24 protein-coding genes are annotated in these 24,391 nt (G+C 50.8%); 7 read left to right on the top strand and 17 right to left on the bottom strand.

Translation table 11 applies throughout. The annotated features are described in order from the left end of the window. The first annotated feature begins 104 nt into the window (after positions 1-104). The gene (locus ACAN54_RS00210) at positions 105-536 is read left to right on the top strand and encodes a MarR family winged helix-turn-helix transcriptional regulator (RefSeq protein ID WP_379150757.1); all 432 of its coding nucleotides are present in this window, start codon (positions 105-107) and stop codon (positions 534-536) included. 180 nt (positions 537-716) lie between these two features. Here ACAN54_RS00210 and ACAN54_RS00205 read toward each other — a convergent pair whose 3' ends face one another. The 9 genes from ACAN54_RS00205 to ACAN54_RS00165 all read right to left on the bottom strand — a co-directional run bounded on the left by ACAN54_RS00205 (position 717) and on the right by ACAN54_RS00165 (position 12,486). Further along, a complete protein-coding gene (locus ACAN54_RS00205) occupies positions 717-1,325 on the bottom strand; it encodes a hypothetical protein (RefSeq protein WP_379150754.1) in 609 nt (202 codons plus the stop codon). Positions 1,326-1,523: 198 nt separating this feature from the next. After that, complete coding sequence (locus ACAN54_RS00200; protein WP_379150751.1) at positions 1,524-3,209, bottom strand: extracellular solute-binding protein; 1,686 nt, start codon at positions 3,207-3,209, stop codon at positions 1,524-1,526. Then, positions 3,206-4,603: a response regulator transcription factor gene (locus tag ACAN54_RS00195; RefSeq protein WP_379150748.1), complete on the bottom strand. Its 1,398-nt coding sequence runs from the start codon at positions 4,601-4,603 to the stop codon at positions 3,206-3,208. The genes ACAN54_RS00200 and ACAN54_RS00195 overlap by 4 nt, the downstream gene beginning before the upstream one ends. Then, on the bottom strand, positions 4,596-6,281 hold the full coding sequence (locus ACAN54_RS00190) for a sensor histidine kinase (protein WP_379154063.1): 1,686 nt from the start codon (positions 6,279-6,281) through the stop codon (positions 4,596-4,598). The genes ACAN54_RS00195 and ACAN54_RS00190 overlap by 8 nt, the downstream gene beginning before the upstream one ends. Positions 6,282-6,477: 196 nt before the next feature. Then, on the bottom strand, positions 6,478-8,313 hold the full coding sequence (locus tag ACAN54_RS00185) for a type 2 periplasmic-binding domain-containing protein (protein WP_379150745.1): 1,836 nt from the start codon (positions 8,311-8,313) through the stop codon (positions 6,478-6,480). 108 nt (positions 8,314-8,421) lie between these two features. Continuing rightward, entirely contained in the window at positions 8,422-9,315 is an 894-nt protein-coding gene (locus tag ACAN54_RS00180) for a carbohydrate ABC transporter permease (protein ID WP_379150742.1), read from the bottom strand. Positions 9,316-9,330: 15 nt separating this feature from the next. Next, positions 9,331-10,290, bottom strand: coding sequence for an ABC transporter permease (locus tag ACAN54_RS00175; RefSeq protein ID WP_379150739.1), 960 nt, complete (start codon positions 10,288-10,290; stop codon positions 9,331-9,333). Positions 10,291-10,577: 287 nt separating this feature from the next. Further along, entirely contained in the window at positions 10,578-11,492 is a 915-nt protein-coding gene (locus ACAN54_RS00170) for a fumarylacetoacetate hydrolase family protein (protein ID WP_379150736.1), read from the bottom strand. Between the two features lie 118 nt (positions 11,493-11,610). Further along, complete coding sequence (locus ACAN54_RS00165; protein WP_379150733.1) at positions 11,611-12,486, bottom strand: SMP-30/gluconolactonase/LRE family protein; 876 nt, start codon at positions 12,484-12,486, stop codon at positions 11,611-11,613. Between the two features lie 174 nt (positions 12,487-12,660). Between ACAN54_RS00165 and ACAN54_RS00160 the strand changes: the two genes are divergently transcribed. After that, complete coding sequence (locus ACAN54_RS00160) at positions 12,661-13,287, top strand: GyrI-like domain-containing protein (RefSeq protein ID WP_379150730.1); 627 nt, start codon at positions 12,661-12,663, stop codon at positions 13,285-13,287. A 46-nt stretch (positions 13,288-13,333) separates the two neighbouring features. On the opposite strand, the gene ACAN54_RS00155 is transcribed toward ACAN54_RS00160, so the two are convergent. Together ACAN54_RS00155 and ACAN54_RS00150 are read right to left on the bottom strand one after the other, a co-directional pair. Beyond that, entirely contained in the window at positions 13,334-14,806 is a 1,473-nt protein-coding gene (locus ACAN54_RS00155) for an MDR family MFS transporter (RefSeq protein WP_379154061.1), read from the bottom strand. Between the two features lie 302 nt (positions 14,807-15,108). Continuing rightward, entirely contained in the window at positions 15,109-15,723 is a 615-nt protein-coding gene (locus ACAN54_RS00150; RefSeq protein ID WP_379150726.1) for a 50S ribosomal protein L25, read from the bottom strand. A gap of 459 nt (positions 15,724-16,182) precedes the next feature. Between ACAN54_RS00150 and ACAN54_RS00145 the strand changes: the two genes are divergently transcribed. From ACAN54_RS00145 to ACAN54_RS00135, 3 genes are all read left to right on the top strand, one after another. Beyond that, on the top strand, positions 16,183-16,461 hold the full coding sequence (locus ACAN54_RS00145) for a GNAT family N-acetyltransferase (RefSeq protein ID WP_379150723.1): 279 nt from the start codon (positions 16,183-16,185) through the stop codon (positions 16,459-16,461). A gap of 50 nt (positions 16,462-16,511) precedes the next feature. After that, positions 16,512-17,363, top strand: coding sequence for a GNAT family N-acetyltransferase (locus ACAN54_RS00140; RefSeq protein ID WP_379150719.1), 852 nt, complete (start codon positions 16,512-16,514; stop codon positions 17,361-17,363). A gap of 205 nt (positions 17,364-17,568) precedes the next feature. Continuing rightward, on the top strand, positions 17,569-18,639 hold the full coding sequence (locus tag ACAN54_RS00135; protein ID WP_379150716.1) for an SDR family oxidoreductase: 1,071 nt from the start codon (positions 17,569-17,571) through the stop codon (positions 18,637-18,639). A gap of 66 nt (positions 18,640-18,705) precedes the next feature. Here ACAN54_RS00135 and ACAN54_RS00130 read toward each other — a convergent pair whose 3' ends face one another. From ACAN54_RS00130 to ACAN54_RS00110, 5 genes are all read right to left on the bottom strand, one after another. Further along, complete coding sequence (locus ACAN54_RS00130; protein ID WP_379150713.1) at positions 18,706-19,074, bottom strand: winged helix-turn-helix transcriptional regulator; 369 nt, start codon at positions 19,072-19,074, stop codon at positions 18,706-18,708. A gap of 83 nt (positions 19,075-19,157) precedes the next feature. Next, complete coding sequence (locus ACAN54_RS00125; protein ID WP_379150710.1) at positions 19,158-19,856, bottom strand: hypothetical protein; 699 nt, start codon at positions 19,854-19,856, stop codon at positions 19,158-19,160. Between the two features lie 83 nt (positions 19,857-19,939). Then, positions 19,940-20,392, bottom strand: coding sequence for a flavodoxin (locus tag ACAN54_RS00120; protein ID WP_379150708.1), 453 nt, complete (start codon positions 20,390-20,392; stop codon positions 19,940-19,942). A 204-nt stretch (positions 20,393-20,596) separates the two neighbouring features. Continuing rightward, positions 20,597-20,962 (bottom strand): VOC family protein, encoded by a 366-nt coding sequence (locus ACAN54_RS00115; protein WP_379150705.1) that lies wholly within the window; start codon positions 20,960-20,962, stop codon positions 20,597-20,599. A gap of 98 nt (positions 20,963-21,060) precedes the next feature. Next, positions 21,061-21,927, bottom strand: a complete 867-nt coding sequence (locus tag ACAN54_RS00110) for a helix-turn-helix domain-containing protein (RefSeq protein ID WP_379150702.1) — start codon at positions 21,925-21,927, stop codon at positions 21,061-21,063. 280 nt (positions 21,928-22,207) lie between these two features. On the opposite strand from ACAN54_RS00110, the gene ACAN54_RS00105 reads away from it, so the two are divergent. After that, on the top strand, positions 22,208-23,071 hold the full coding sequence (locus ACAN54_RS00105) for a class I SAM-dependent methyltransferase (protein WP_379150699.1): 864 nt from the start codon (positions 22,208-22,210) through the stop codon (positions 23,069-23,071). A gap of 12 nt (positions 23,072-23,083) precedes the next feature. Beyond that, entirely contained in the window at positions 23,084-23,821 is a 738-nt protein-coding gene (locus tag ACAN54_RS00100) for an RluA family pseudouridine synthase (protein ID WP_379154059.1), read from the top strand. Positions 23,822-23,900: 79 nt separating this feature from the next. Here the strand turns inward: ACAN54_RS00100 and ACAN54_RS00095 are convergent, their stop codons facing one another. Beyond that, complete coding sequence (locus ACAN54_RS00095; protein ID WP_379150696.1) at positions 23,901-24,356, bottom strand: MarR family winged helix-turn-helix transcriptional regulator; 456 nt, start codon at positions 24,354-24,356, stop codon at positions 23,901-23,903. Positions 24,357-24,391: the final 35 nt, after the last annotated feature.

Here is a 24,391-nt window from a genome sequence, read left to right as displayed (position 1 = left end):
ATCTTCACCAGTGTACTCCAATTTAGTTGCATGCGCAACTATTATAATGTAAGATTTGAGGAGAGCCTGCTGACTGCAGGATTCCAACCAAAGAGGTGTGCACGTTGAATACAAAAAGAGAACCTATCGGCAAGCTGATCTCCCAGCTTCATCGCCAGAACCAAAAATGGCTGGTCAAGGAACTGATGCCTTACGGCATCGGTAACGGAGGGCAGCACAGCTTTTTGAAGCTGATTCTGGGCCAGCCCGGCATCACACAGGATCAAATGACAAGTGAAATGAAATTCGATAAAGCCACTACCGCCCGCTCAGTGAAGCAACTTGAAGAATCGGGATATATTGAGCGCAGAACCGATCCCAAGGACCGGCGTTCCTCCCTGCTCTATCCGACCACCAAGGCATTCGAGTTCGCTCCGGTTCTCCAATCGATCCTGACAGAGCTGAACCGTAAGCTTACCCTCGACCTAACCGAAGAAGAGGCAGATCAGCTGGTTATTTTGCTGCAAAAGGTCAATAAAAATTCAGGGAACCTATGATCGACCCGTGAGGACAACTTCAGACTCCTTAGTAGTTGATGACCTAAGCAAAAATTAACATAGGTCCAATGTAATTAGCCTTTAATAAAACAGTAAGCCCGCCGACCAGTTAAGGTTGACGGGCATTGCTGATGATTTCGGATAACGTATTTAGCACTTCTGCTCTCGTATAAAGAGCATTCATACAAATAAATCAACTATATCGGAGGTTATGTCCTCTCTTTTATATACAAAGTTATTGATGGTTGAAAAAAATAGGTTATTTGAACTCTTTGGTAATACCCTAACAGGCTGTTTGAATAATAGGATTACATAAAGAGAACAACTGTCATCAACTTCAATATTCTTTTCATAAATACCCTTCCAAATTTGCTCCGCAAGGTCTGGTAGAAATATATCGGAGTATCTCTCCATGTATGCTTTAATACCGTATTCAGACCACCACCACAATGAAAATGAACTCCATACCTTTTCAGCTATCTGAGATATTGAACCCTCTTTAAACAAATTTTTATAACAATCTCTAAAATGAAATGTTTTAAAATGGTTATCCATGTATTGTTGTTGTTCATACTCCTTTACAATTTCATCCCAGCAAGTATGAAGACGGACACTAAAGCTTTCAGCTTCCAGTAATTCTTGGTCATTTGGGATTACGCCTCTACCTGGAAAGATCTCTTCTTTTCCGAGATAACACTCATAGATATTTTCAATATATAAAAGAAAGTTCAGATCCATAGGGCAGAGGTTACTAATACGCAATTGTTTATGCTCTCGGGAAAATGTCATTTTGTAGGCTCAGTCCTTTCGAGTATCCGCCGAAGCCAGGGGGCATAATCCCAAACGTTTGGGAAAGACAAACCCCAATTTAATTCATTACAGAAATGGTTCTTCTAATAGAGTCCGGCCTGTGCTTCTGTCATGGGATATCCTTCTCCTGTTGTCAGCCCGTGCCAACAGCAAATAACGGATTGGTGCTACAAGTCCTTACCGGTTCATATTACTGCTGTTCAAGATCTGCGTAACCTCTTGGGTAATGACCTCTCCGCCCATACGCTTCCACTTGGCTACAAAGAGGTCAAAATCACTGAGAGGCGAATCACCTACGATAATATTCAGGAAGGTTTCACTCTCCAGCTTCTGCAGTTCAGGCCACTTGGTGCGCATATGCAGTGTACTGCCGTAATAGACACTCCGCACTCTCTCAATTGCTGTCGTAGACAATACAGCAACTCCGTATTTGTAGGCATTGGTCGCTTTCCAGCCCTCCAGATTTTTTTTGGGCTGCTCCTCCTCTGCAAGCCAGTGTTCATAGAGCAGTCTGGTCTCAGGGTCCAATGAATCCGGATCGATCTTGCCGTGAACTGCCTGCTGCAACTCCGCATAATGCTTCTCGGTGGCATCCGAATAATCAATCAGCAGATCGAACGGGTAATACGCACGCAGTTGAATGCCGGTCTGCGCAGAGAAATCATCCAGGCTGTGAACCGCGGCCTCGTTCGGATCTCTTCTCCGTTCCAGCCGGGTGAAGACATTCAGCAGCTTCACTACCGCTTCAGGATGCTCATAGCCTTTGCGGACGACAAGATAGCGGTCAGTGACCGGAGCCATATGAGTTACAAACTTGCCGGATGCATCAAGCGGAGCTGCATAGGCCCTCCATTCCGCCTTGGTATCCGCAGCGACTGCCTCCGACAACGGATAGTACGGCATCCACCACGGGCCGAAGAACATTCCCGCCTTGCCGGAAATAATCGGCTCCTGCGTTTCCTTATACAGGGCAAAGTCAGGGTCAATGAGACCCCGCTTATACCAGTCGGCCAGCTTGCCAAGTGCCTTCTTGGTCTCTGGGGTAATCGAGCCATAGACAATATGACCCTGGCTGTCTTGGATCCAATTGGTAGGGAAAGCATGAAATGCGCTGAATACAGTATCCAAGCCATTAACATGAGGTTTCGTTCCGTATACGATATTGCTATAGGCGCTAAGGCCTACAGTGTCCCGCTTGCCGTTACCATCCGGGTCTTTCTCCATAAATGCTTTGGCAATGGCTTCAATATCCTCAAAAGTACGCGGAGCCGGCAGTTCTACCTTGTCCAGCCAGTCTTGACGGACCCACAGCAGAGACGGCGAATCTGCATTAATGGCCACATTGGGCAGACCGTACAGCCTGCCGTTCCGGGAGGCATCTCCAAGTGCTTCACCTTGGGTAGAATCATACATATCTTTGATCAGCTCAGACGCATACTCTGTGTAAATATCGGTCAGATCGGCAATCATATCGCTGTCGATCAGCATTTTGAGCTGGTCCCTGTCGACCACCATGGCATCCGGGAGATCGTTACTGTCGATCGCCAGCTGGACTTTCTGCGTAAATGTCTCCTCACCTTTCGCTTCCCAGGAGTGTATAACCTTGATATTCGTCAGACTCTCCAAATAACGGGAGATCGGGTTATTGTCATTACTATCTCCCGTATTGAGCCTGGAATCCGGCACTTTGAAGCCAATTCGCATCATCACCGGATTCTCATATCTCCCGTAAGCGGCCGCATCTGCAGAATTTGCCGGATCTGCAGCGCTATCTGAGCCTGCTGCCGGCATCCTGTCTCCCCGGCAAGCCGCCAGGGAGAGCAGAGCCACGGCGGCAAGAACAAAATACACCGTTCTCCTCACCGCTCCATCCCCTCCGCACGATATTCGCTCGGCAGCTTGCCGACATGTTCACGGAACAGCCTGCTGAAGTACCGGTCATCCTCAAATCCCGATTTCCCTGCAATTTCACATACCGGATAATGGGTCTCCAGCAGAAGCGTCTTGGCTAATTCCAGACGCATGCTCCGCAGACTATCCCCAAAAGTCTCTCCGGCAAAACGGGCAAAGCACTGGCTGAAATAACCTCTGCTCATATTGATCTCGGCGGCAACATCCCCTTGATTGATTTTGTCACCCGCATGGGTCCTCATGTAGCGAACTGCACGAATCAGACAGAACATGACCTCTTTGCTCAGCCCGAGCTCAAGCATCCGCCGCTGGACAGATCCGGCGAACTGCCGGAGCCAGTTCTTCCATTGATACCAGTTCAAGTTCCCGATAATCGAGGCTTTCAGCTGTTCTGATTCTTCAGCCTTCAGGATCAGCCCGCTCCAGTCCTGGAGCAGCGAATGGCTGAATGCCGTAATATGTTCATACCCCGGCTGCAGCTGCTGCACGCTGGAGACGAACCCTTCCCAAGCTGCACCGTCAAGCGTCCATCTAAGATTCAGCCCTTCACGCAATAATTCTTCTCCTGTGGGAAATGGCTGAGCAGCCATTCGTTTCAGCTCACCAAAGTTCAACCTGGCAGGCTCCTCCATCCCGCTGTAATAAAAAAGTGCTTGCCGCAGCGTCTTGCCCAGCAGATGCTCCACTTCCTGAAGCTGCTGGTCTTTCAATCCGCTAACCAGCACCATCCTCCAGCGTCCGCTAAGTACATTTTTGAACTCCAGGCAGAGTTCTTGCTCCGTAAAGCGGCTCAGCAGTGGGGTCATCCACATGTCCGGAAATGAGATGAGCGGGTTATTCTTCGTTACCGAAAGCCGAAACAGCTCTTCTTCATTCATTCCCTGCAGCCGCGGGAGATAGATCAGCGCCAGGTCAGCAGCCACTACTCTGGCTTCTCCACGCGCCAGCAGCTCCCGTGTGCTGTCTTCCCATTTCACACGCTCAACCAGCCGGCCGATGGTCTCGTCGGCATTCTCCACCTCAAGCAGGGTCTTGACTATGTAATCTACCGCTCCGAGACGCAATGCTTCCTGCACATAGTCAAATTCATGATGACAGGTCAGCACTACACAGCGTATAGCCGGGAAGCGCAGTCTTACCTGCCGGATAAGTTCAAAGCCGGACATGCCTGGCATGGTCAGATCGACAAATAACAGGTCAGTCTCCTGTTCCTGGAGCAACGTCAGTGCAGAATTGCCATCACCAGCTTCACCGATAATTACCACCCCGAAGGACGACCAGTCAATCAGCGAGATGAAGCCTTTGCGCACCAGGCGCTCGTCATCGACTACAACAGCTTTAATCATCGAAGTCCTCCTTGCCCTTAATGGGAATGAGAATGGATATGATGGTTCCTTTCCCTACTTTACTTTGAATCTGCAGGGTCATCTGCTCTCCGTAATACGTCCTCAGCATACGCATGACGTAAGAGAACCCAATACCAAGCCCGCGTTTTCCTACTTCTCCGTCCGCCAGAAGCTCACCGATCTGAGCCTCATTCATGCCGATTCCATTATCCCTGACGCATAGCTGCACTTCACCGGGGCCGTGGGCTGTAATCATGACATCTACCCTGCCCTTGTCGCTGAGTCCGTGATAGATCGAGTTCTCAACGAGCGGTTGGAGCAGAAAGCGCGGAACCGCTGCATTTAGCACTGCTTCTTCGGCCTGCACATTGAATTCAAACTCATAATCATAGCGGATCCGCTGCAGCTCCATATAATTACGGATAGCTTCAATCTCCTCACGAACCGTTACGATGATACTCTGTTTGCCGAGGTTGTAATGGAGCACCTTCACCAGCAGCGTGACCAGCTTGTCGATCTCCTTCTGGCCATTCAGCCGTGCAAGCCACTGCACCGTATTCAGCGTGTTATGGAGAAAATGAGGGTTGATCTGGCTCAGTAGCTTCTCGATTTCAGATTGGCTTTTCTGCTTCTCATTACGGGCTACCGCCTGAATCAGTTCGTTCACCTGATCCTTCATCTGCTGAAAGTTCGTCAGCACGAAATCGAACTCCTCCACATTGGTGAAGGATACCGGGGCCGTTACATTCTCCGCCATCCGGATTATTTCGAGGTTCACCTTGCGCAAGGGACCATAGATCCTTTTCCAGATCAGCCAGGCCAGCATTCCGGCAAACAGCAGCGTGGACAGCGCGAGCAGTATCATTTTATAGAACCAGGTATAAATTTCGCTGTTAAACACTGACTTCTTCACCACAGCCTCAAGCTTCCAGCCTTGCGGACTCTCATACCGAAACAAATGATAGCCGTCAAGCTCCTCATGCTCAGGCCCCGAGGTTGTACCGGCTGCTTCCACAACCCGTGCAGGTACTTCTCCGTCAATCACATGCGCATTCGTGCCGTCCTGGTTGACCAGCAGATGATTGACCTGCATCCCGTAAGCCTGCGGGTTGAAAATTTTGCGCAGCAGGCTGTAGTTCGTCTCCAGATAAACATATAAATCATGCTGGCCGTTCACCCGGACGATCCTGCGTTCAGAAAAAACAACATTGTCACCAACTGCATACATCGTCCCGTGAGGCCCGTAATAATCAGCACCATTGTAACGCATAAAAGACGGAAGCCGGCTGATATCAAAATCCCGGCGGGTGCTCATATTGGTGAACAGCACCGGGTCTTCACTGCCCGGCATAATATAGGCGGTCAGTCCGATGTAGGGGTTGGTGAAGTTCACGAGATTGATCTTCTCATTGATGGAATTCATAATCTGGGATTTCCGGTAGATCTGCTTCTCCTCCAGAAAGGACGACATCTCTGCTACGATTTGACCGTCCAGGGCAAACTGCTTGGAGGCAAAATCCAGATTATCGATGGCATTCTCCAGGCTGAGCGCTTCCTGCCGCAGACTTGCGCTGATCCCGCTGCCGATTTTGCCGGACAGAATAGAGTAGATTGAAGTATAGGATACTATTCCGACTATGAGCAATGGCAGCAGTGTCCCGACCAGTAGGTATATCACCAAGGTCGTCCGCAGTGAATGGCTTGCCGGAGCATGCTTTCCCGCGTTTCTTCTGAGCATCCGCACGTCCTTTTTTCTCCTCCGATGAAAGCGTTTTATCTCATAAATCCAGAATACCAGATTTACGTTCATACGAACAGAATAAGGCAGAGCAGCCATTTCTCCGCCCTGCCTTGCTCTTATAGTTCAGGATGTGTTACTTCACGCTTTTACGGGCCTCAAACAGCTCCTGTGCTTTCTTGACCGAAAAGTCCATCACATCGGCATATCCCAGTCCGTTCACCTTGTCATGCATTTCTTTGTTCAGTTTATCAAATTCGGCCTGGTTTTTGGCAAAGACCATTTTCCAGGAAATTTGCTGAATCACCGTACCGATCTGCTTGTTTTTCTGTTCCAGTGTTTTGTCCATGGTCAGCGGTTCTTTCCCGGTGAAGCCCTGAGGGGCAACGGCAAGCAGATTATTCTTCTCAAAATATTCCTTGGCCGTCAGCACGCCCATTTTTGCTCTCCAGTCACTGTCCAGCTTCGACGGGTTGCGTTCCAGGGAGGTTTTCCACAAATTGTGGTCAAAAGGCTCACTGGTCTGCGGATTCACCATTGCCGGAACCACGAACGAGAAGTTCATCTGATTCGAGCCGTAGTAGTAGTCCCCGCCGCCGTATTCATCCGGAACCTTGGTGTTCTGCTGATCAGCGTAAGCTTTCCAGCCAAAGTCGGTAACGACCGGTTTGCCGCTGCTGTCAATATCCCAGGTCAGTCCCTTCGGACCGTTCGGTACCGCCGTTCCGCTGCCTGCCGAGATCATTGCGCCTTCCGGTGTGTACATCCAGTTGATGAATTCCATAATCCGCGCCGGATCCTTGGCCTTCGCACCGATGGAGATGATCCCATTGCCGCCGTAGACATTAAAACCTGTAGAATACATCAGCTCATCCTTGAATGGTACGAGAGCGAAGCCCTTGCCTTCTGCCGTTCTTTCCGGTGTATTATAGTTGGCAGCGCCGAGCCAAGGGAACCAGGAAAAGAGCAGACGGCCATCCTTATACTTGGCAACCACATCATCAAATTTCTGTGTCAGAGAGTCGGGATCAAGCAGCCCCATTTGATTGGCCTCAAAATACAGCTTGAGCGATTTCATGTACCAGCTCTCGTCGGAGAGGAAATCATAATATTTCTCTTCATCCGCTTTGACGTAAAGGGCAGTGTCAGGAATTTCATCATAGCCCATCATATTGGCGAATTGTTTCGCCAGTGTCATTTTATAGTTGCCGTCCCAGTCGGACCAGAGCGAGAAGGCATAGGTTTTTTTACCCAGCTCATTCTTGGGCTCCAGCTCCTGCATCTTCTTCAGCACCGGCAGGTAATCCTCGATTTTGTTGATCGCCGGAGCCCCGATTTGCTGGTACAGATCCCAGCGCAGATCCGGTCCCCAGGTCATATCCTTGCCTTCAGAAGGTCCTGACGGGTTCGTTGCCACATTGTTCCCCATCCCATAGACTGCGTTGCCCCCGCCAAAAGCAACCTTTGCTTTCTCAATGGCTTTGGGAAACTGCTTCGCAATATCCGGGGCGTACTTGTCGAGCAGACCGTCCTTGGTCCAATCCAGCAGCAGGTTGCCCTTAATGGCATTAGGATAATGGTTCTTGTCATCCCCGAAGATGATAATATCGCCCAGATCACCGGAAGCCATCATTGCCGAGATTTTGGTGTCGCCTCCGGTCAGATTGGAAGCTACGATATCCAGCTCAATATTGAATTTGTCTTTGATAATTTTGGCGAACCATCCGGTCTGCGGACCTGCATAGTTGGCTGTGGTCGAGAATACCGTCAGCTTGAGCGGCTTAGAATGGTCGAGTGTCCCGTCACTGGGCGCTGTCGTCTCTGCTGCTGCGTTGGTTGCTTCAGCTGTAGGCTTATCACTGGCCTTCGCTGTGTTCGTCTTGTCCGAATTCCCGTTCCCTCCGCCGCAGGATGCCAGGACCAGCACCATAATCATGCTCAGCAGAATAAGCGGCAGCTTCTTAAATCTCATTGCGTCATACCCCCTATTGAATTGGTAAAATGTGAAATGGTGCTCATAAGTTAAAGCTCCGCCGGCTGGCAGAGCCGAACTCCAGCTGTACATGCTGTTACTGAACAGTCAGCCCTTAACAGCGCCGATCATGATGCCTTTGACAAAAAAACGCTGGAAAAACGGATATACAATCAGAATGGGCAGCACAACGATCATCGTAACCGTCATCCGCACAGAGGTTGGTGTCTGCATGTTCTGCACACTGGCAGCCATATCCGGGGAGCTTCGGATGAGTGCAGCCAGCGAGCTGGACTCATTCAGGTACCTCCAGAGCAGGAACTGCAGCGTGAAATATTTGGTGTCCGTCATCAGGAATGCCGTATCAATGAAGGAGTTCCACTGGTTGACCGCCGAGAAAATCGTAATGGTAGCCAGAATTGGAGTGGTCAGCGGGACAATAATACTCCAGAATGACCGCAGGTATCCTGCGCCGTCCATAGCTGCCGACTCCTCCAGTGAGGGCGGAATCGCCTCAACGAAGGTTTTGACAAGAATGATGTTGAACGGAGTAATAATCGTCGGCAAAATATAGGCCAGATAATTGTTGGTCAAATGCAGGTTGTGCATCGTAATGTACCAGGGAATCAGCCCTGCGCTGAAATACATGGTGACTACGACGCTACGGTACCAGACCTGACGGCCCCACATCTCCTTCTTCGTAAACAGATAACCGAGAAAGCCCGAAGCGCCTACAGTTAGCAATGTACCGACAACTGTCCGGTAGACCGAGACCAGCGCTGCATGGCTAAGCCCGCTAATCCGCAGCACCTTGGAATAGTTGTCGAAATGGATCTGCTGCGGGTAGAACTTGATGTAGCCTGCCGCGCTGAGATCATTGGAGCTGATCGTGTTGATGAACAGGTAATAGAAGGGATAAATACAGCTCAGGGTGAACAAACCAAAGAGCACATAGATGATTCCCTGGAACAGGACATCGCCGGGCTTTAGCTTTTTACGCAACTGGAATCACCGTCCTTAAATAATCGATTCATCGCGCACAACTTTGGACAACGTATTGGCCGCAAACAGCAGAATGACACTGACGACCGACTTCAGCATGCTGACCGCCGTGGCGAAAGGAAAATTGTTGGCAAACGCGATATTGTACACATATAAATCGAGCACCTCTATCGCATCCTTGTTCATGGCATTCTGGAAGGCAAAGTACTGCTCCATGCCGTTGTTGACAAAATTCCCGATGGAGAGCAGCAGCAGTACGAAGAAGGTCGGGATGAGACCGGGAACGGTAATGTGCCAGATTTTGCGGAACCGGCTGGCCCCGTCTACTTCTGCCGCTTCATACAGTTCCTGGTCAATGCCGGCAATAGCCGCCAGATAGAGAATAGCCCCCCACCCCAGGGACTTCCACCAATACCAGGCAATCATCGTCACCCAAATATGCGAACTGGAGGCCAGGAAATTGAATTCCTCATTCACAAATCCCAACTGGATCAGAATGTGGTTCACCACGCCGTTGTCGACAGAGAACAGGGAGAAGGCCAGGGCATAGACCAGAATCCAGCTGATAAAATTCGGTATCGTCGTCAGCGTCTGCACGAACTTGCGGTACCAGCCTGCCCGTATCTCCGTCAGCAATATGGCGAAAATAACAGGAAAGACAGAAGTGACCAGACCGAGTGAACTCATAGCTACTGTGTTCTTCAGTACGCGCAGCACCTCTTCTGTCTGCGTGGGATTAGCAACAATGGTCCTGAACCACTTCAGTCCTACATACGGTGTATCCGCCAGCGGAATACCAGGGATGAAATCATAAAAGGCGTAGATCCACCCGCTAACCGGCAGGTAATAAAAAACAAAGGTCACTACAAGAAAAGGAAGCGCCATCAGAAACAGTTTGTGTTTGTTCTGCAGCTTCCTGCGGGATCGCCGGACCGGATCCACACCGCGAAGCAGTTCGCCAGAAGGTACCCCCATATCAAATCTCCTCTACCCGGATTTTGTTTGCGCTTTCATTGTAGGGCATAACAGATCTCCGCCGGGAGAGAGGACCGCCAGGCCTTCTGCGAGAGCGGTAAGACAGTATCAGACGATTTTCACAGGTCAACGGACGAATTTCCCGTAGCAGGCTATGGGGTTCAAAAAAAGATGAGCCGTTCATTGGCAAGCTCTGCCAATGAACGGCTCCTTCCTTCGTACATCCCATGAATTCGTGCGGACGCCAGGATGCAGCGGATATTCCGCTGTATCCCCATCTCCTCCGCCTAAGCCTTGTCTGCAATCATGCGGTTAGTTAAGCTCCCAAGCTTCTCAATCTCCACAGTAACCTCGTCACCCGGCTGCAGGTATATCTGAAGCTCCGGCGGATATCCCATCATAACGCCCTCCGGGGTTCCTGTAAGAATGATGTCCCCTGGAGAAAGTGTCATGCACCCTGAGATATAGCTGATGATCTGCTGGCAATTGAAGATCATGTCCGAAGTGTTGGAATCCTGGCGGATCTCCCCGTTGACCGAACTTCTGATGCGCAGCAAACCGGGCTCCCCCACCTCATCTTTTGTTACCACATAAGGCCCGACCGGCGCGAACCGGTCGCATGATTTGCCTGCGAGCCACTGGCTGGTGCGCGTCTGCAGATCACGTGCGGACAGATCATTGGTGGCAAAATAGCCAAACACTGCATCCAGCGCCTCTTCCTCGCTTATATTCTTGACGGTCCGGCCGATCACAATGCCCAGCTCAGCTTCATAATCAACCTTCTGTGTGGTGCCCGGGAGAGGAACCTCCATGCCGTGTCCGGCCAGACTGTTCGTGAATTTGCTGAAAAGAATCGGATATTCAGGCAACGGCATTCCGGTTTCTTCGGCATGTCTGCGGTAGTTCAGCCCGACACAGATGATTTTGCCGGGATCAGCCACACAGGGCGCGAAATCAAGCGAAGCTTCCTCTTTATAAATAAACCGGGTAGCTTCGCCCATTACTGACAAGTTGTCCACGAATTCACGCAAACTGCCGAGTGCGGTCTCTCCTCCGTCCAGTAATTCTCTTAGTGTAGCCGGTACAGCTTCCGCTATCCGCGCTGGCACCGTACGCAGTGCCTCTTCTACATCCAATATGCCTTCTGCTCTCTTCACGCCGAGACGCAGGCTTCCTGATTCCCAATAATTCAAAAGCTGCATACCCGTTCCTCCCCTAATCACAATATCATTTCCAGTTCAGCTGATCTAAATCCTATGTACCCCCTGCTCCATGCTTAATCAGCAGGAGAACAGGATGGGCGGCTTCCCGCTAAGCACCTTAACCTGCAAAACGGTTGCCCTGCAATCCCTTCACACCCGTGTCCGCCTTGAATAATCCGCCAGCCAGCGGCCAGCGCTGTAATTCTTCCGGATTCATGCCACCTCTGGCTGTAGTGATGTACAGCTCGTCCAGATGATCACCTCCGAAAGCGCAGGAGGTCACGAATGGAGCCGGTACTTCGATTCTGCCAATCTGCTCTCCGGTATGGGGATTCCAGCGCGAGACGCAGCTGCCATTCCAATGGGCTACCCAGATCATTCCCTCACGGTCAATCGTCATTCCATCAGGGCTGCCAACACCTTCCGTGAACCGTACCACAGTTCTGCGTCCGCTTACTGTCCCGTTCTGCAGATCATAATCCATCACATCGACTCCCTGGGTCAATGTATCAATGTAATACATTAGCCCGCGGCTGTCGTCCCAGGCCATGCCATTGGAGATGCCGATACCCGACAGCACCTTACGCACTTCGCCTTCGGGGTCCATCACATATAAGCTTCCCGCATCTTCCTTGTTCTCCATGCTCATCGAGCCGAACCATAATCTGCCCTTGCTATCGCATTTCGCATCGTTCAGCCGGTTCCCGGGAAGCTCTGTCTCTACTGCGGCCAGTAATTCCAAAGACTCATCTTCTCGGAATTTGTATATCCCGTCCTGCAAAGCCACTACCCAGCCGCCGCCAACTGATGGAACAGCCGCACTAATCATTTGCTTGAAGCTGTAGATCTTCTCATTAAGCGTGCGGGAATCCACTATCCGAAGCTGCTTGCCCTCAATATTCACCCAATTTAGCCGCCCGGCTTCAGGGTCCCAGTGGGCACCCTCGCCAAGCTCAGCCTTTGCATCCAGCACTAGTTCTGCCTTTATGATCAATGAATTTCCTCCTAGCTTACTCTAGAATAGTGCACTTCTTTTCCATTCTACCTTCGCAGAGTATTATTATCCACTTTTGGCTAATATGACAGACACCTGTCCAGTTAGGCATGATATTCTGGAGGCAATTATGAATCATGGCGGCCAGCCGCTATGAATTACGGAGGGATAACTATGAAATACGAGTGGAAAAAACAAGAAAAAGCATTCTACCTGCCCCCTTCTGAACCGGGGCTGATAAAGGTTCCCGCCTACCCCTACTTCATGGTGACAGGGAATGGCAACCCGAACAGTGATGAGTTTGCAGAGGCTGTTGGTGTCTTGTATTCACTATCTTATGCCGTCAAGATGCTGCCCAAAAAAGGTCCTGCTCCGGAAGGTTATCATGAATACAGCATTTTCCCCTTGGAGGGTGTATGGGATCTAAGTGAACAAGGACGTTTGAAGGCAGAACTTGATAAGGATGAGCTGGTCTACAACATAATGATCCGGCAGCCGGATTTTGTCACACCGGTTCTTGCCGCCGAAATGATGGAGAAGGTTAAGCGCGCGAAGCCGCAACCCTTGCTGGATAGAGCCGTCTTCGCGAGCTGCGAAGACGGACTGTGTGTGCAAATGCTACATTTGGGACCCTACGATAATGAGCCGGCGAGCTTCAGGAGGATGGAGGAATACTGCAGGCTGAATGGACTTCGGCGGATCTCCAAAACCCACCGGGAAATATATATCACGGATAACCGCAGAACAAAACCGGAGAATCTGAAGACCGTCCTGCGTTTTCTGGTCTCCCGTGAAGAGTAGCACGGGCAAATGTGCTTGATCGGATGCTTAGCTTCGCATGTCAGTCTCAGTGGCTGGAAGGCACCTGTCCTTCCGCCGATGCATCCACCCTCTGGCGTCCCATGAAGCATGCAGCCACCAGCGCCAGCACTGCAGGTATGACAGCCCAGGCGAATGTGGTAGTGATCGAGAAAGATAGGCCATTCGTTATTTTGTCCAGAATTTCCTGTGGAATCTGAGCCCTTAACTCGGGGGATAGAAGCGCATGCGGGTCCTTAAAATTAAGTGGGCCGCCCGAAGGATCTCCACCGCTCCACCACGCAAGATCATTTAACAGCTTGGAGCTGAGATAATGGCTCTGAAGGATTCCAAAGGTTGTGATTCCAATGGTCATGCCGAGCGAACGGATAAAATTCATGGTCGCGCTGGCTGATCCGCGCTGCTGAGGCGTCAGGCCATGAATCGCTGCTGTGCTGAGTACCGAAAAGGATGCCCCGATACCGAGTCCAATAAGGATCATATACAGCGTCAGGAGAAGGCGCGAGGCATCGGGTGTAAGCGTAGCTACAAGACCCGTTCCCAGTACAAGCACGGCCAGTGTCGGCACCATCAGGCTGCGGTAACTGGTTTTGGCCATCAGGAAACCGCCGGTGGATGCTGTTACGACTGAGGCGACCATCATCGGCAGCAACACCAGCCCCGAATTCGTAGCCGATCCGCCAAGCACACCTTGGATGAAGATCGGGATATACACGGAAGCGGCGATAAAAGCCGCACCGCTGAATAAGGCACACAGAATACTGGAGGCATACAGTCTTTGCCGGAACAGGGCAAAAGAAATAATCGGCTCCTTAGCCTTCGTCTCAACGAACAGGAATAAGACTGTAAGAACAGCAAAAGCTCCGAACAACCCCAGAATTAACCCGGAGCTCCAGGCGTATTCTTTACCGCCCAGTTCCAGAGCAAACATCAAGCTGATCACGGCGCCCAGCAGCGTTCCCGCACCCAGCCAGTCAATCGGCTGCTTCGAATGCTCCACTGATTCCCGGTAGAAGCCCACGACCATAAGCAAAGCAATCACTCCCAGCGGCAGGTTGATATAGAAGACCCACTGCCAGGCAATATGATCTGTAATATAAGCCCCAAGCAACGGTCCGAATATGCTGGAAAGACCGAACACCGCTCCAAAAGCGCCGCCAAGCTTACCGCGTGTCTCCAGCGGGACCGCATCGAACATAATGGCAAAGGCAATCGGTACCAGCGCGCCCCCACCGATTCCCTGAATGGCTCGGTAAGCGGCCAGCTGGGTAATCGTCTCTGCCGTACCGCACAAGGCTGAGCCGCCCATAAACACAATAATTCCAAAGATAAAAAACTTTTTACGGCCGTACATATCCGACAGCTTGCCGAAAATAGGCATCCCCGCCATTTCGGCAACCAGGTATGCTGAAGTGACCCAGACGAATTTGTCCATGCCACCCAGTTCACCGACAATGTTGCCCATCGCTGTAGCGACAATTGTGCTGTCCATAGAGGCCATAAGTATGCCTAGCAGCAAACCGGCAATAACAATACCCAGATTGGGCGTTTTTGAGGCTGAATTCACAGATTCCACTCCTTATTCTTGGATTCTCCTTACTGATTCGTACACTTGGATACTTCCGATTGTATTCCACAGCAATACAGCAAACCTCCGCCTTTAGGATGATTTCCGCTCATTCTTCAAAACTATTTCAAGGATTCCCATAGGCACGCAAAAAGGAGCAGACCATTCCTTGGCAAGGATAGGGTCTGCTCCTTTTTGCTATACATATGGGTAGGCCGGTTTGGCCGAGTTCAGGCTTATTCCTCAGTTTTTTGCACTTCGGAAGCTTCAGCAGCTTCCGGTGTGTCTGTTTCCGTATCTGCAGGCTCTTCCAGTGCTACCGGAGGTGCAATACGGACAATCAGCGTATCCTCGGGCGTCAGTACTTCCCAGCCTTCATGCTTCGGCAGATCCGAGACCAGCAATTGGTCCCCAATGTCGAGGCCGGTAATATCCACCTCAAAGGTCGCTGTCAGCTTGTCCGGCAAAGTGCGGATATCCAGCTCATAGAGCTCAACCTGCTGAATGCCGCCGTTCTTCACACCGGCAGGATCTCCAGTGAAGTGAAAAGCAACCTTGGTGTCCAGTGTGGCTTTCATGTCGATCTGATGAAGATCCACATGGAGCAGCTTGCGGGACAACGGCTGGCGCTGCACCTCCTGAATCACTACATTTTTAGAGCCGGAATCCGGGAATTCCACCTTCAAAATAGCACGGGGGTTTTTGCCCAGAATTTCGTTCAATGTCTTCGCATCCGCTGTAAAGGACTGGCTATCTGAACCTGCACCGTAGACGACAACCGGTACAAAGCCTTTGCTCCGCTGTGAAGAGGTCGAGCCGGATCTTTCAGTCAAACGTACTGTGGTATTCATGATATTCCTCCTAAAATTTTTTTGACGATACACCAGTGGTTCAGCTTAAAAAACTGCGCCGGAAGCATACGCCAAGTTGGATCAGCTTAGCTGCATGGAGTAATTCTTGTTCCAAAACAAAAAACAAGACCAATTAGATATGTAAGTCTAATTAGTCTCTTATTAACCATATTTGCCTACAGTGGAAACAGTATAGCACTGAGTACAGAGCAAGCCGATATAGGAGATAGTTCAATTTTATCCCATTTGTATCTGATTTAAACCAAATGACAGGCCACAAAATGTCCGCTTCCGCCACCACGGAAAACAGGAGCCTGCTACTTACCAACCTCCTTGGCAAAGAGGCAGCGGGTGTGGGTTAATATTTCATGTGAACACGCTCTCCAATGGTCGTGACCTCGCTTTTTCCAGATCACGGTAGTAAAATATAGACACTATAACCGGATTGGAGTGAAGAATATGGGACAGATTGAACAGGGAGAAGGACGTTTTTATATTGCTGGTGACGGACAGGACCTTGCCGAGATTACATACAGAACGGAAGAGGCAACGGGGAATTGGATTATTGACCATACCTTTGTCTCCGAAGATCTGCGCGGCCAAGGTGCCGGTGAGAAGCTTGTGCGTGCGGTTGTGGATAAAGCCCGCGCTGAACAGGTCAAGATTGTACCCCAGTGTCCTTATGCTGCACATCAATTCAAGAAACATGCAGAATACGGGGATGTTCTCAGCAACTGAGAGCAGTACAGGAGACCACTAAGGGATTAAACTTTCAGGAGGATATACGTTTGACTACAGCTGATACATTAAAAGATATAGAGCAATTGCAGCAGCGCTGCGAGCAATACGAAGGCATCAGCCTGAAGCTGAATTGGGACATGCTGCGTATGCCTCCAGAATCCGGCGGTGCCGAATGGCTGGTAACTTATGAGGAAGAGGAACTGGTAGGTTTTATAGGACTGTACGGATTCGCCGGCGAAATGGAAGTCTGCGGAATGGTGCGTCCGGGATTCCGGCGCAGAGGCATTTTTACCTCCCTATGGGAAAGAGCCCAAAGCATCATCAAACGCAGTAATATAAGAACACTGCTGCTCAATGCCCCGGCAAGTTCGGCCTCGGCAGCCGGATTTCTGAAGACCCTTCCTCTGAAATTCAATCATGCGGAATATCAGATGAAATGGGATGGAACTTCTGTACCATTAGGCTCGGTCGAAGCCAGTTCTGCCGCTGGAACCGTAATCCTCCGGCCTGCGCGTCAGGATGAAACTGATATTCTTGTCGAACTGGATGCTGAAGGGTTTGACATGTCTAAAGAGGATGCCGCGGAGATGTATATACAGCAGATGAATGACCATCAGCAGGAGCAAATCGTGATTGAAATGAATGGCCAACCTGCCGGCAAGATGCGGCTGTGGACGGAAGACAACGAAACCTGGATCTACGGGTTTACCGTGGACAAGAAGCTGCGGGGACTCGGCATTGGCCGGAGCGCGCTTTTGCAGACGATTGAACGGGAGCGGCACAATTACAATGGCGTGAATCTGGAAGTGGCACTCGACAATCCCAATGCGCTGAAGCTGTATGAAAGCTGCGGTTTTGTTATTTTGAACAAACAGGAGTATTACCGCTATATCGGCTAGTGGATTGCAATCTGAACAGCATCTTTTCTTATGGCTCAGGCCTTAAGATAGGGTGCTTTTTTGTATACCTTTAAGGCTTCACACAATCATCGAAAGCGTCATTGTTACTCTCAGGTGCCTATATAACCTCAAAGTGCGTACTATCCGCTCCCTCATCCAGCAGACATAATGAGGTCATACACAAGTTAAAGGAGAGAACCCGCTTATGATGCTAGATGATACAGCAGGACGCAAAACCGCACTGGTTATAGGAGCGAATGGAGTGATCGGACGCAATCTGATTGAATATCTGGTTACACTACCCGAATGGGACATTATCGGAATTTCACGCCGGGGCGGAGAAGATACAAGCCGTGTCCGCTATATCGCGGCCGATTTACTTAACCCTGAAGATTCTCGTCAAAAGCTTGCGGCTTTGCCCGAGGTGACCCATCTTTTCTACGCCGCCTATCAGGATCGTCCAACCTGGGCGGAGCTGGTCCCTCCTAATCTGGCCATGCTGGTGAACGTTGTCGAAGCGATAGAGCCTATTGCCTACAAACTGCAGCACATAAGCCTCATGCAGGGCTATAAGGTCTATGGAGCCCATCTGGGTCCCTTCAAGACCCCTGCCCGGGAGACAGACGCCAATCATATGCCGCCAGAATTCAATATTGATCAACAGGACTTTCTTGAGAAGCGGCAGATGGGCAAAACCTGGACCTGGTCAGCACTCCGGCCATCTGTGGTCTGCGGCTTCGCACTTGGCAATCCGATGAATCTGGCTATGGTCATCGCCGTCTATGCCTCAATCTCTAAGGAGCTGGGACTTCCGCTCCGTTTCCCGGGTAAGCCGGGTGCCTATCACAGTCTGCTGGAAATGACGGATGCAGGTCTGCTGGCAGAGGCAACCGTGTGGGCAGCGACAGACACCCGCTGTGCCAATCAGGCCTTCAACATTACCAATGGCGATCTGTTTCGCTGGGAGGAGCTCTGGCCGAAGCTTGCCGCATTTTTCGGACTTGAGACAGCACCGCCGCTGCCGATGTCACTCTCGGCAGTGATGGATGACAAGGAACAGCTGTGGAATCGCATGGTAGAGAAATATGGGCTGGAACCGAACCGCTATCAGGATGTATCTTCATGGGGATTCGGCGATTTTGTATTCTCCTGGGATTATGATTTTTTTGCCGACGGAAGCAAGGCCCGGCGGTTCGGATTTCATGAATTTGTCGATACAGAGGCGATGTTTATGCGTATTTTTGCAGACTTGCGCAATCGTAAGATCATCCCGTAAACGTGGGGATTCATCCTTCCTGAACAGCGTAAAAAGCCTGACCCTATCCTGCCGGGTCAGGCTTCTTTAATCTTTCGTTTGCGGCTGGGCCAGCACGGCGGCTTGATCACCGTAGACCCGCTCAATATGGGCATCGCCCCATCTGCACATCAGGTGCAGAATTTCCTTGAGGCTCCAGCCGTAATCGGTCAGCTCATACTCGACTCTGGGAGGAACCACATTGAATACAGTCCGCTGAATCACGCCATCCTCTTCCAGCTCTCGTAGCTGCTGGGTCAGGACCTTCTGGGTGATAATTGGCATCAAACTCATGAACTCACCGTTACGCTTCTTGCCAAAGGTAAGAAAAAATAGAATGACCGGCTTCCACTTGCCGCCTATTACCTCAAGCGTGGCCTCCACCGCGGTGTTATACGTTTTGATTGGTTCTGGCATGGTTTCGAACACCCCCCTGTTCTTAACCTTATCGTCTTGGCCGTCTGCTTGCAAGCGCAAGCTATAGTGTAGTCATGCGCCGCTCACATCAGCCCATAACCCCGTTGGACCAGCTCATCCTGTTCGCTTCTGCGTTCTCCGTATTTCAGCAGCTTCGAAGCCGACTCCTCCCGCCCCAGGAATACGGACAACAACCGTACATAATCCATTGATTCCGTAAGCTGGATTCCTGCACCATCAAACCTATACCGGCGGCCGTCCAAAAGTGAGTATACCTCCACCCTTTCGGCTGGCATTCCATAAGCCTGATGACAAAATACATTGGCCATATGCAGAAATCCTGTAATGACCTCATCATTTCCATTCACCATGAATTTCTGAATCCTGAGGCAGCGTCCGGGAACCACAGCATTCCAGGCCAGCTGAAAAATCATCGCCAGCTCAATCTCCAGCTCCGGCACCGGGACATGCCACTGCTCATACAGCAGCACCGGCACCTCCTGCAGATGATTCACACTGACGATCCGCATCAGTTCATCGGAGACGGCGTTCTTGACCTCCCAATAATGCATCAGCGATGGAAAAGCATCCCCTCTGGGCGGCCAGCGCCGCTCCAGCAGGAACTGAATCGGCGTTTCGCTGCGCACCTCAGGCTGCAGACTATAGAAGTCATTCAGCGTATGCCCAACCGCATACTGCACCTGTTGTCTCCAGCGCGGCAGCCCGGTGGCCTGCGACCCGTTCCCGGTATGTTCTGATCCTCCCAGCATAATATGCTCCATACGAAAATCATCCAGCCGTCTGTATTGTACGGCATGTAGATCTCGTGCCCCAACGGTCCTGCTTCCCGCCGCGCCGCCCATTCTTAGGATACCGCCGCGCAGGTCTCGATAAATTGGCGGCCAAAGCTGCGGCAGGCTTCTTTTTCCGCTGCGTTAGGCCCGTATTCAATCTTCAGGCTTTCCTGTATAATATCCGCTCCGCGTTCCCTCAGCTTCTCCTCAATCTGATTGACGGCACCGCAGTATATTTCATAACCCGTATCTCCGCTGCCGAAGGCGGCAGCCTTGAAGGCTGTCAAATCCAGCTCATCCATCTCCTCATAGAAATCCAGGAATTCATCCGGCAGTTCGCCATCTCCCCAGGTATATGCCCCTAGCAGAACGCCTTCATAGGCTTTTATCTCATCTGCATTGCAGTCTGTGACCGATTTCAGAACCGCCTCACCACCGGCCTGGCGTATACCTTCCACAATCAGCTCAGCCATTTCCTCCGTGTTGCCAGTCAAGCTGGCATATGCTACTAATACTTTAGCCATGTATGGTTTCCTCCCAAAGTAAGCACACTTTTTATACCAATCAAACAAGTTTAAATTTAAATCAAGTATTGCTAATCCCATTCTATTTGATAATGATTCTCATTGTCAATATAAACACACAAAAAACGGACCCTCCGGTTCCTTCACCGTTAGAGTCCGCCTTCAACGCTTTGAACAAATACATTCACCATGGGTACAACAAGCTTAATATGCGCCTTCCAGTAACGTAATTCCATTGCCGTCCGGATCACGGAAGTTCATTTCTTTTCCACCATACTCCATGGTAGCCGGCGGCTGACAATCCAATCCCCGCGCTTTAAGCTGCTCATAGGTCTCGTCCAGACTGCTGCAGGAAAACACCAGATTAACAACTCCGGTAGTGTGCTTGCCCCATTTGTTCTCATCCCAGATAATCAGCCCCGGCTGTCCACGGTCAAAACCGATCTTCGCGCCGTCATAGTTACCAAATCCCTCAAATGGAACCGGAACCCCCAGCAGTTCAGCATAAAATTTTGCCAAAGTGGCCGTATCCTTGGTATACAAGTTAATACCTTCAAAAGAAGAAATCATCTGCCCGCACTCCTTCAAGATTATTTACTAGCTGCACATTGGCCCGCTGACATCAGTGTACCTGCTCCTGTAATTAATGTATTGCAAAAAAACGACATCTACCTCCGGGCATAAGCCAAAGCCTCAAGCGGCGTTCTGCCGGCAAATTTCTTGAAGCTGTTGATCATATGCGACTGGTGGCTGTAATGGTAATCGTATACTACATCCTGCATCGCCCTTTCTGGGGGAGGAGAACGGTATATATCAAGCCATACATTTTGAAACCGGACCAAATCTGCTGTTTTTTTCGGAGAAAGCCCGATGTATTCCCGGAAAAGCCTTTCCAGTTGCCGGCTGCTTACCCCTGCTGAGCTCTCAAGCTCTCTGACATTAACGGCCCCTCTCTGCCTAAGAATACTGTAGACGGCGTTCAGCAAGCTATCCCGGCTATGCCCGGTGCGTTCCAGGCGCTCAAGCAGATATTCTTCCACCATTGCGATACGTTCTGTATATGAAAGAGAGGCGGCCAGCCTATAACCCAGCTCTTTGCGAAAAGAAGCAAAATATTGCTCCACCGGAACATGAACATTAAGAACATCTCTGAGGTGATCATCCGTGAATAAGTGCACGGCCCAGAAATGAAAACGGATAGCGAAGTACAGCCTGCCGGTTGACTCCTCGGCTTGTCCCACTTCGAACGGAGCATCATTAATTCCGCAAAAAACCCCTTCAGACTCCCCCGTATGCTCATCCCACTCCCAAATAATATCCATACAGGTGTCCGGTATAATCACTTCCCGCTCCTGAGGGCCAGAGGTTGGCCCGCCTGTCAGGATCACCTTCGGTTCTGGCCCACTTGTCTGCGGAAGGGCTCCAGGTCCCCAGAAGCAGCGGATATACGGCCGCAGTGCCTTGCAGGGCAGAACCTCACTGGCTCCGGCGGGCCTTGCCGTAATCGGATAATATAGCTGCGAAAGATCAAACATCCGGTCCTGCCTCCCTTCTAGTAGTTCTATAGAACACAATCCGATCATACACAATCATTGCCAGAAGCGCCAGAATTACAGACCTCTCTTTTCCTCTGCGAATCCTTTTAGCTGCACTCATTAGTCTTCTTACTTCACTCCATTCTATGGAAATAATATACTTAATGGAGGATTGGGGTAAAATGAGAAGAATCGCAGCTTTGCAACCATTTTGTTTGTAGCTGCAAGGCTAAATGTTGTACAATAAAGGCTAAATGACTTTTTGAAGGATGGATTAATAATGTATATAGCAAGTGATTGGAAGGACTACGAAGTACTAGACACTGGAGGCGGAGAGAAGCTGGAGCGTTGGGGTGATATCATCCTGCGTCGTCCGGACCCGCAAATCATCTGGCCGCTTGCCAATGAGACCGCGAAATGGCGCGATGTGCATGGTCATTACCACCGCAGTTCAGCCGGAGGCGGACAGTGGGAAATGAAGAAGACCATTCCAGACGATTGGAAAATCAGCTACGGCAAGCTGAAATTCCACCTGCGTCCGACCAACTTCAAGCATACCGGCCTGTTCCCCGAACAGGCGGCCAACTGGCGCTGGATGATGGACAAGATCGCTGAAGCGGGCCGTCCAATTTCCGTGCTCAATCTTTTTGCCTATACAGGTGGGGCTACTGTTGCTGCTGCCAGCGCAGGAGCTTCAGTCGTTCACGTGGATGCTGCCAAAGGTATGGTCCAATGGGCAAAGGAAAATGTGCAGCTGTCGGGTTTGGCTGAGCGGCCGGTTCGTTACATCACCGATGATGTTTTCAAATTCGTTCAGCGTGAACAGCGCCGCGGCAGCAAATACGATGCGATTATCATGGACCCGCCATCCTATGGCAGAGGCCCCGGCGGTGAAATGTGGAAACTGGAAGCAAGCCTGTATCCGTTCCTGGAGAGCTGCATGGAGATTATGAGCGACAGACCGCTATTCATGCTGATCAACTCCTACACCACTGGTATTTCACCAACCGTTCTGCGGAACATGCTCTCGATGACAATGGGCAAACGTTACGGCGGTAAGCTGACCTCCGGTGAAATTGGCCTGCCGATTACGGCCTCCGGAATGAACCTGCCTTGCGGAATTCTGGGCCGCTGGGAGGCGTAAAGCATGTCAGGAATGACACCCGGCACACTCAGTGAATCCGGTAGTGGAAGCTCCCGGTTCGAGATTCTGTACGAAGACAATCATCTGCTGGGCATCGTGAAGCCTGTGAATATTCCGGTGCAGGAAGACGCTACAGGTGATCCTGATCTGCTCAGCCTGCTCAAAGAGGATGTGAAGGAGCGCTTTCAGAAGCCGGGCAACGTATATATGGGACTGGTTCACCGGCTAGACCGTCCGGTTGGAGGAGCCATGATCTTCGCCAAGACCTCCAAAGCCGCTTCACGGCTGTCGGAGAGTGTCCGCTCCCACAGTTTCAACAAGGTTTATCTGACCGTGGTTCACGGCAAGCCACCGGCTGCGCAGGGGCGTCTGGTCAACACTCTCCTAAAGGATGCCAAGAGTAACACGGTGACGATAGTCCGCCAAGGCACACCCGGAGGCAAAGAAGCCATTCTGGATTATACGGTTCTCGGCAGTGTTGAAGGTTACAGTCTGCTCAAGATCGATTTGCTCACCGGACGTTCCCACCAGATCCGGGTTCAGCTCAGCGGCATCCGCTGTCCCCTGTATGGTGATCAGAAATACGGGGCTGCTGTGAACAAGCCCGGCCAGCAGATCGCTCTATGGTCCGCACTTGTCGGCTTCCCGCATCCCGTCACCAAAGAAGAAGTTGAACTAATCTCGCTGCCGCCGCAGACCCATCCGTGGAATCTGTGGACACCACATATACAAAAGCAGGCCATCCGTTAAAGGAGGCCTGCTTTTGTATATGCATGAATATATTTCTCTAAGAATGAACATAGCACATTCTTATAGACCGCCGCCGGCATCAGGGCATTGAGCCCTCTGGTGTCGGTGTCGGTGTTGATGTAGATGTTGGTGCCACCGCCATCTTCCCCATCAGATAGAGCAGCAGCTGCTGGTTATGGGAAGAGATCGGGTCTAGCGCTTCAGCAAAAAAATCGCTGCGGATCTGAAGTCCGCGTTCGGTCTCTTTCTTGCCCGTCTCCGTAATGCTCACCCATACAATCCGCCGGTCCGCAGCATCACGCTCCCGCACTATCAGACCATGTTTCTCCATCCGGTCCAGCAGCATCGTTACTGCTGCCGGGCTTGTCGCCAGATGCGGTGCAAGATCAGAAGGCTTCATCGCGTCACGCTCCTGTAGTAATTCCAGTACAGTAAGTTGCGCGTCTGTAAGTGTAGGGGCAAGATTGCTGTCCATATGTAACTTGTAATCCTTTAATATTTTATGCCAGATCTTACTGAATTCAGTGGAGTGCACACGTATTCCGTCCTTTCTTGATCAATAAGGATGGG

The organism is Paenibacillus diazotrophicus, assembly GCF_042610465.1.
The sequence above is the reverse complement of the archived record's forward strand: the minus strand, read 5'-3'. Positions and strand labels throughout refer to the sequence as shown.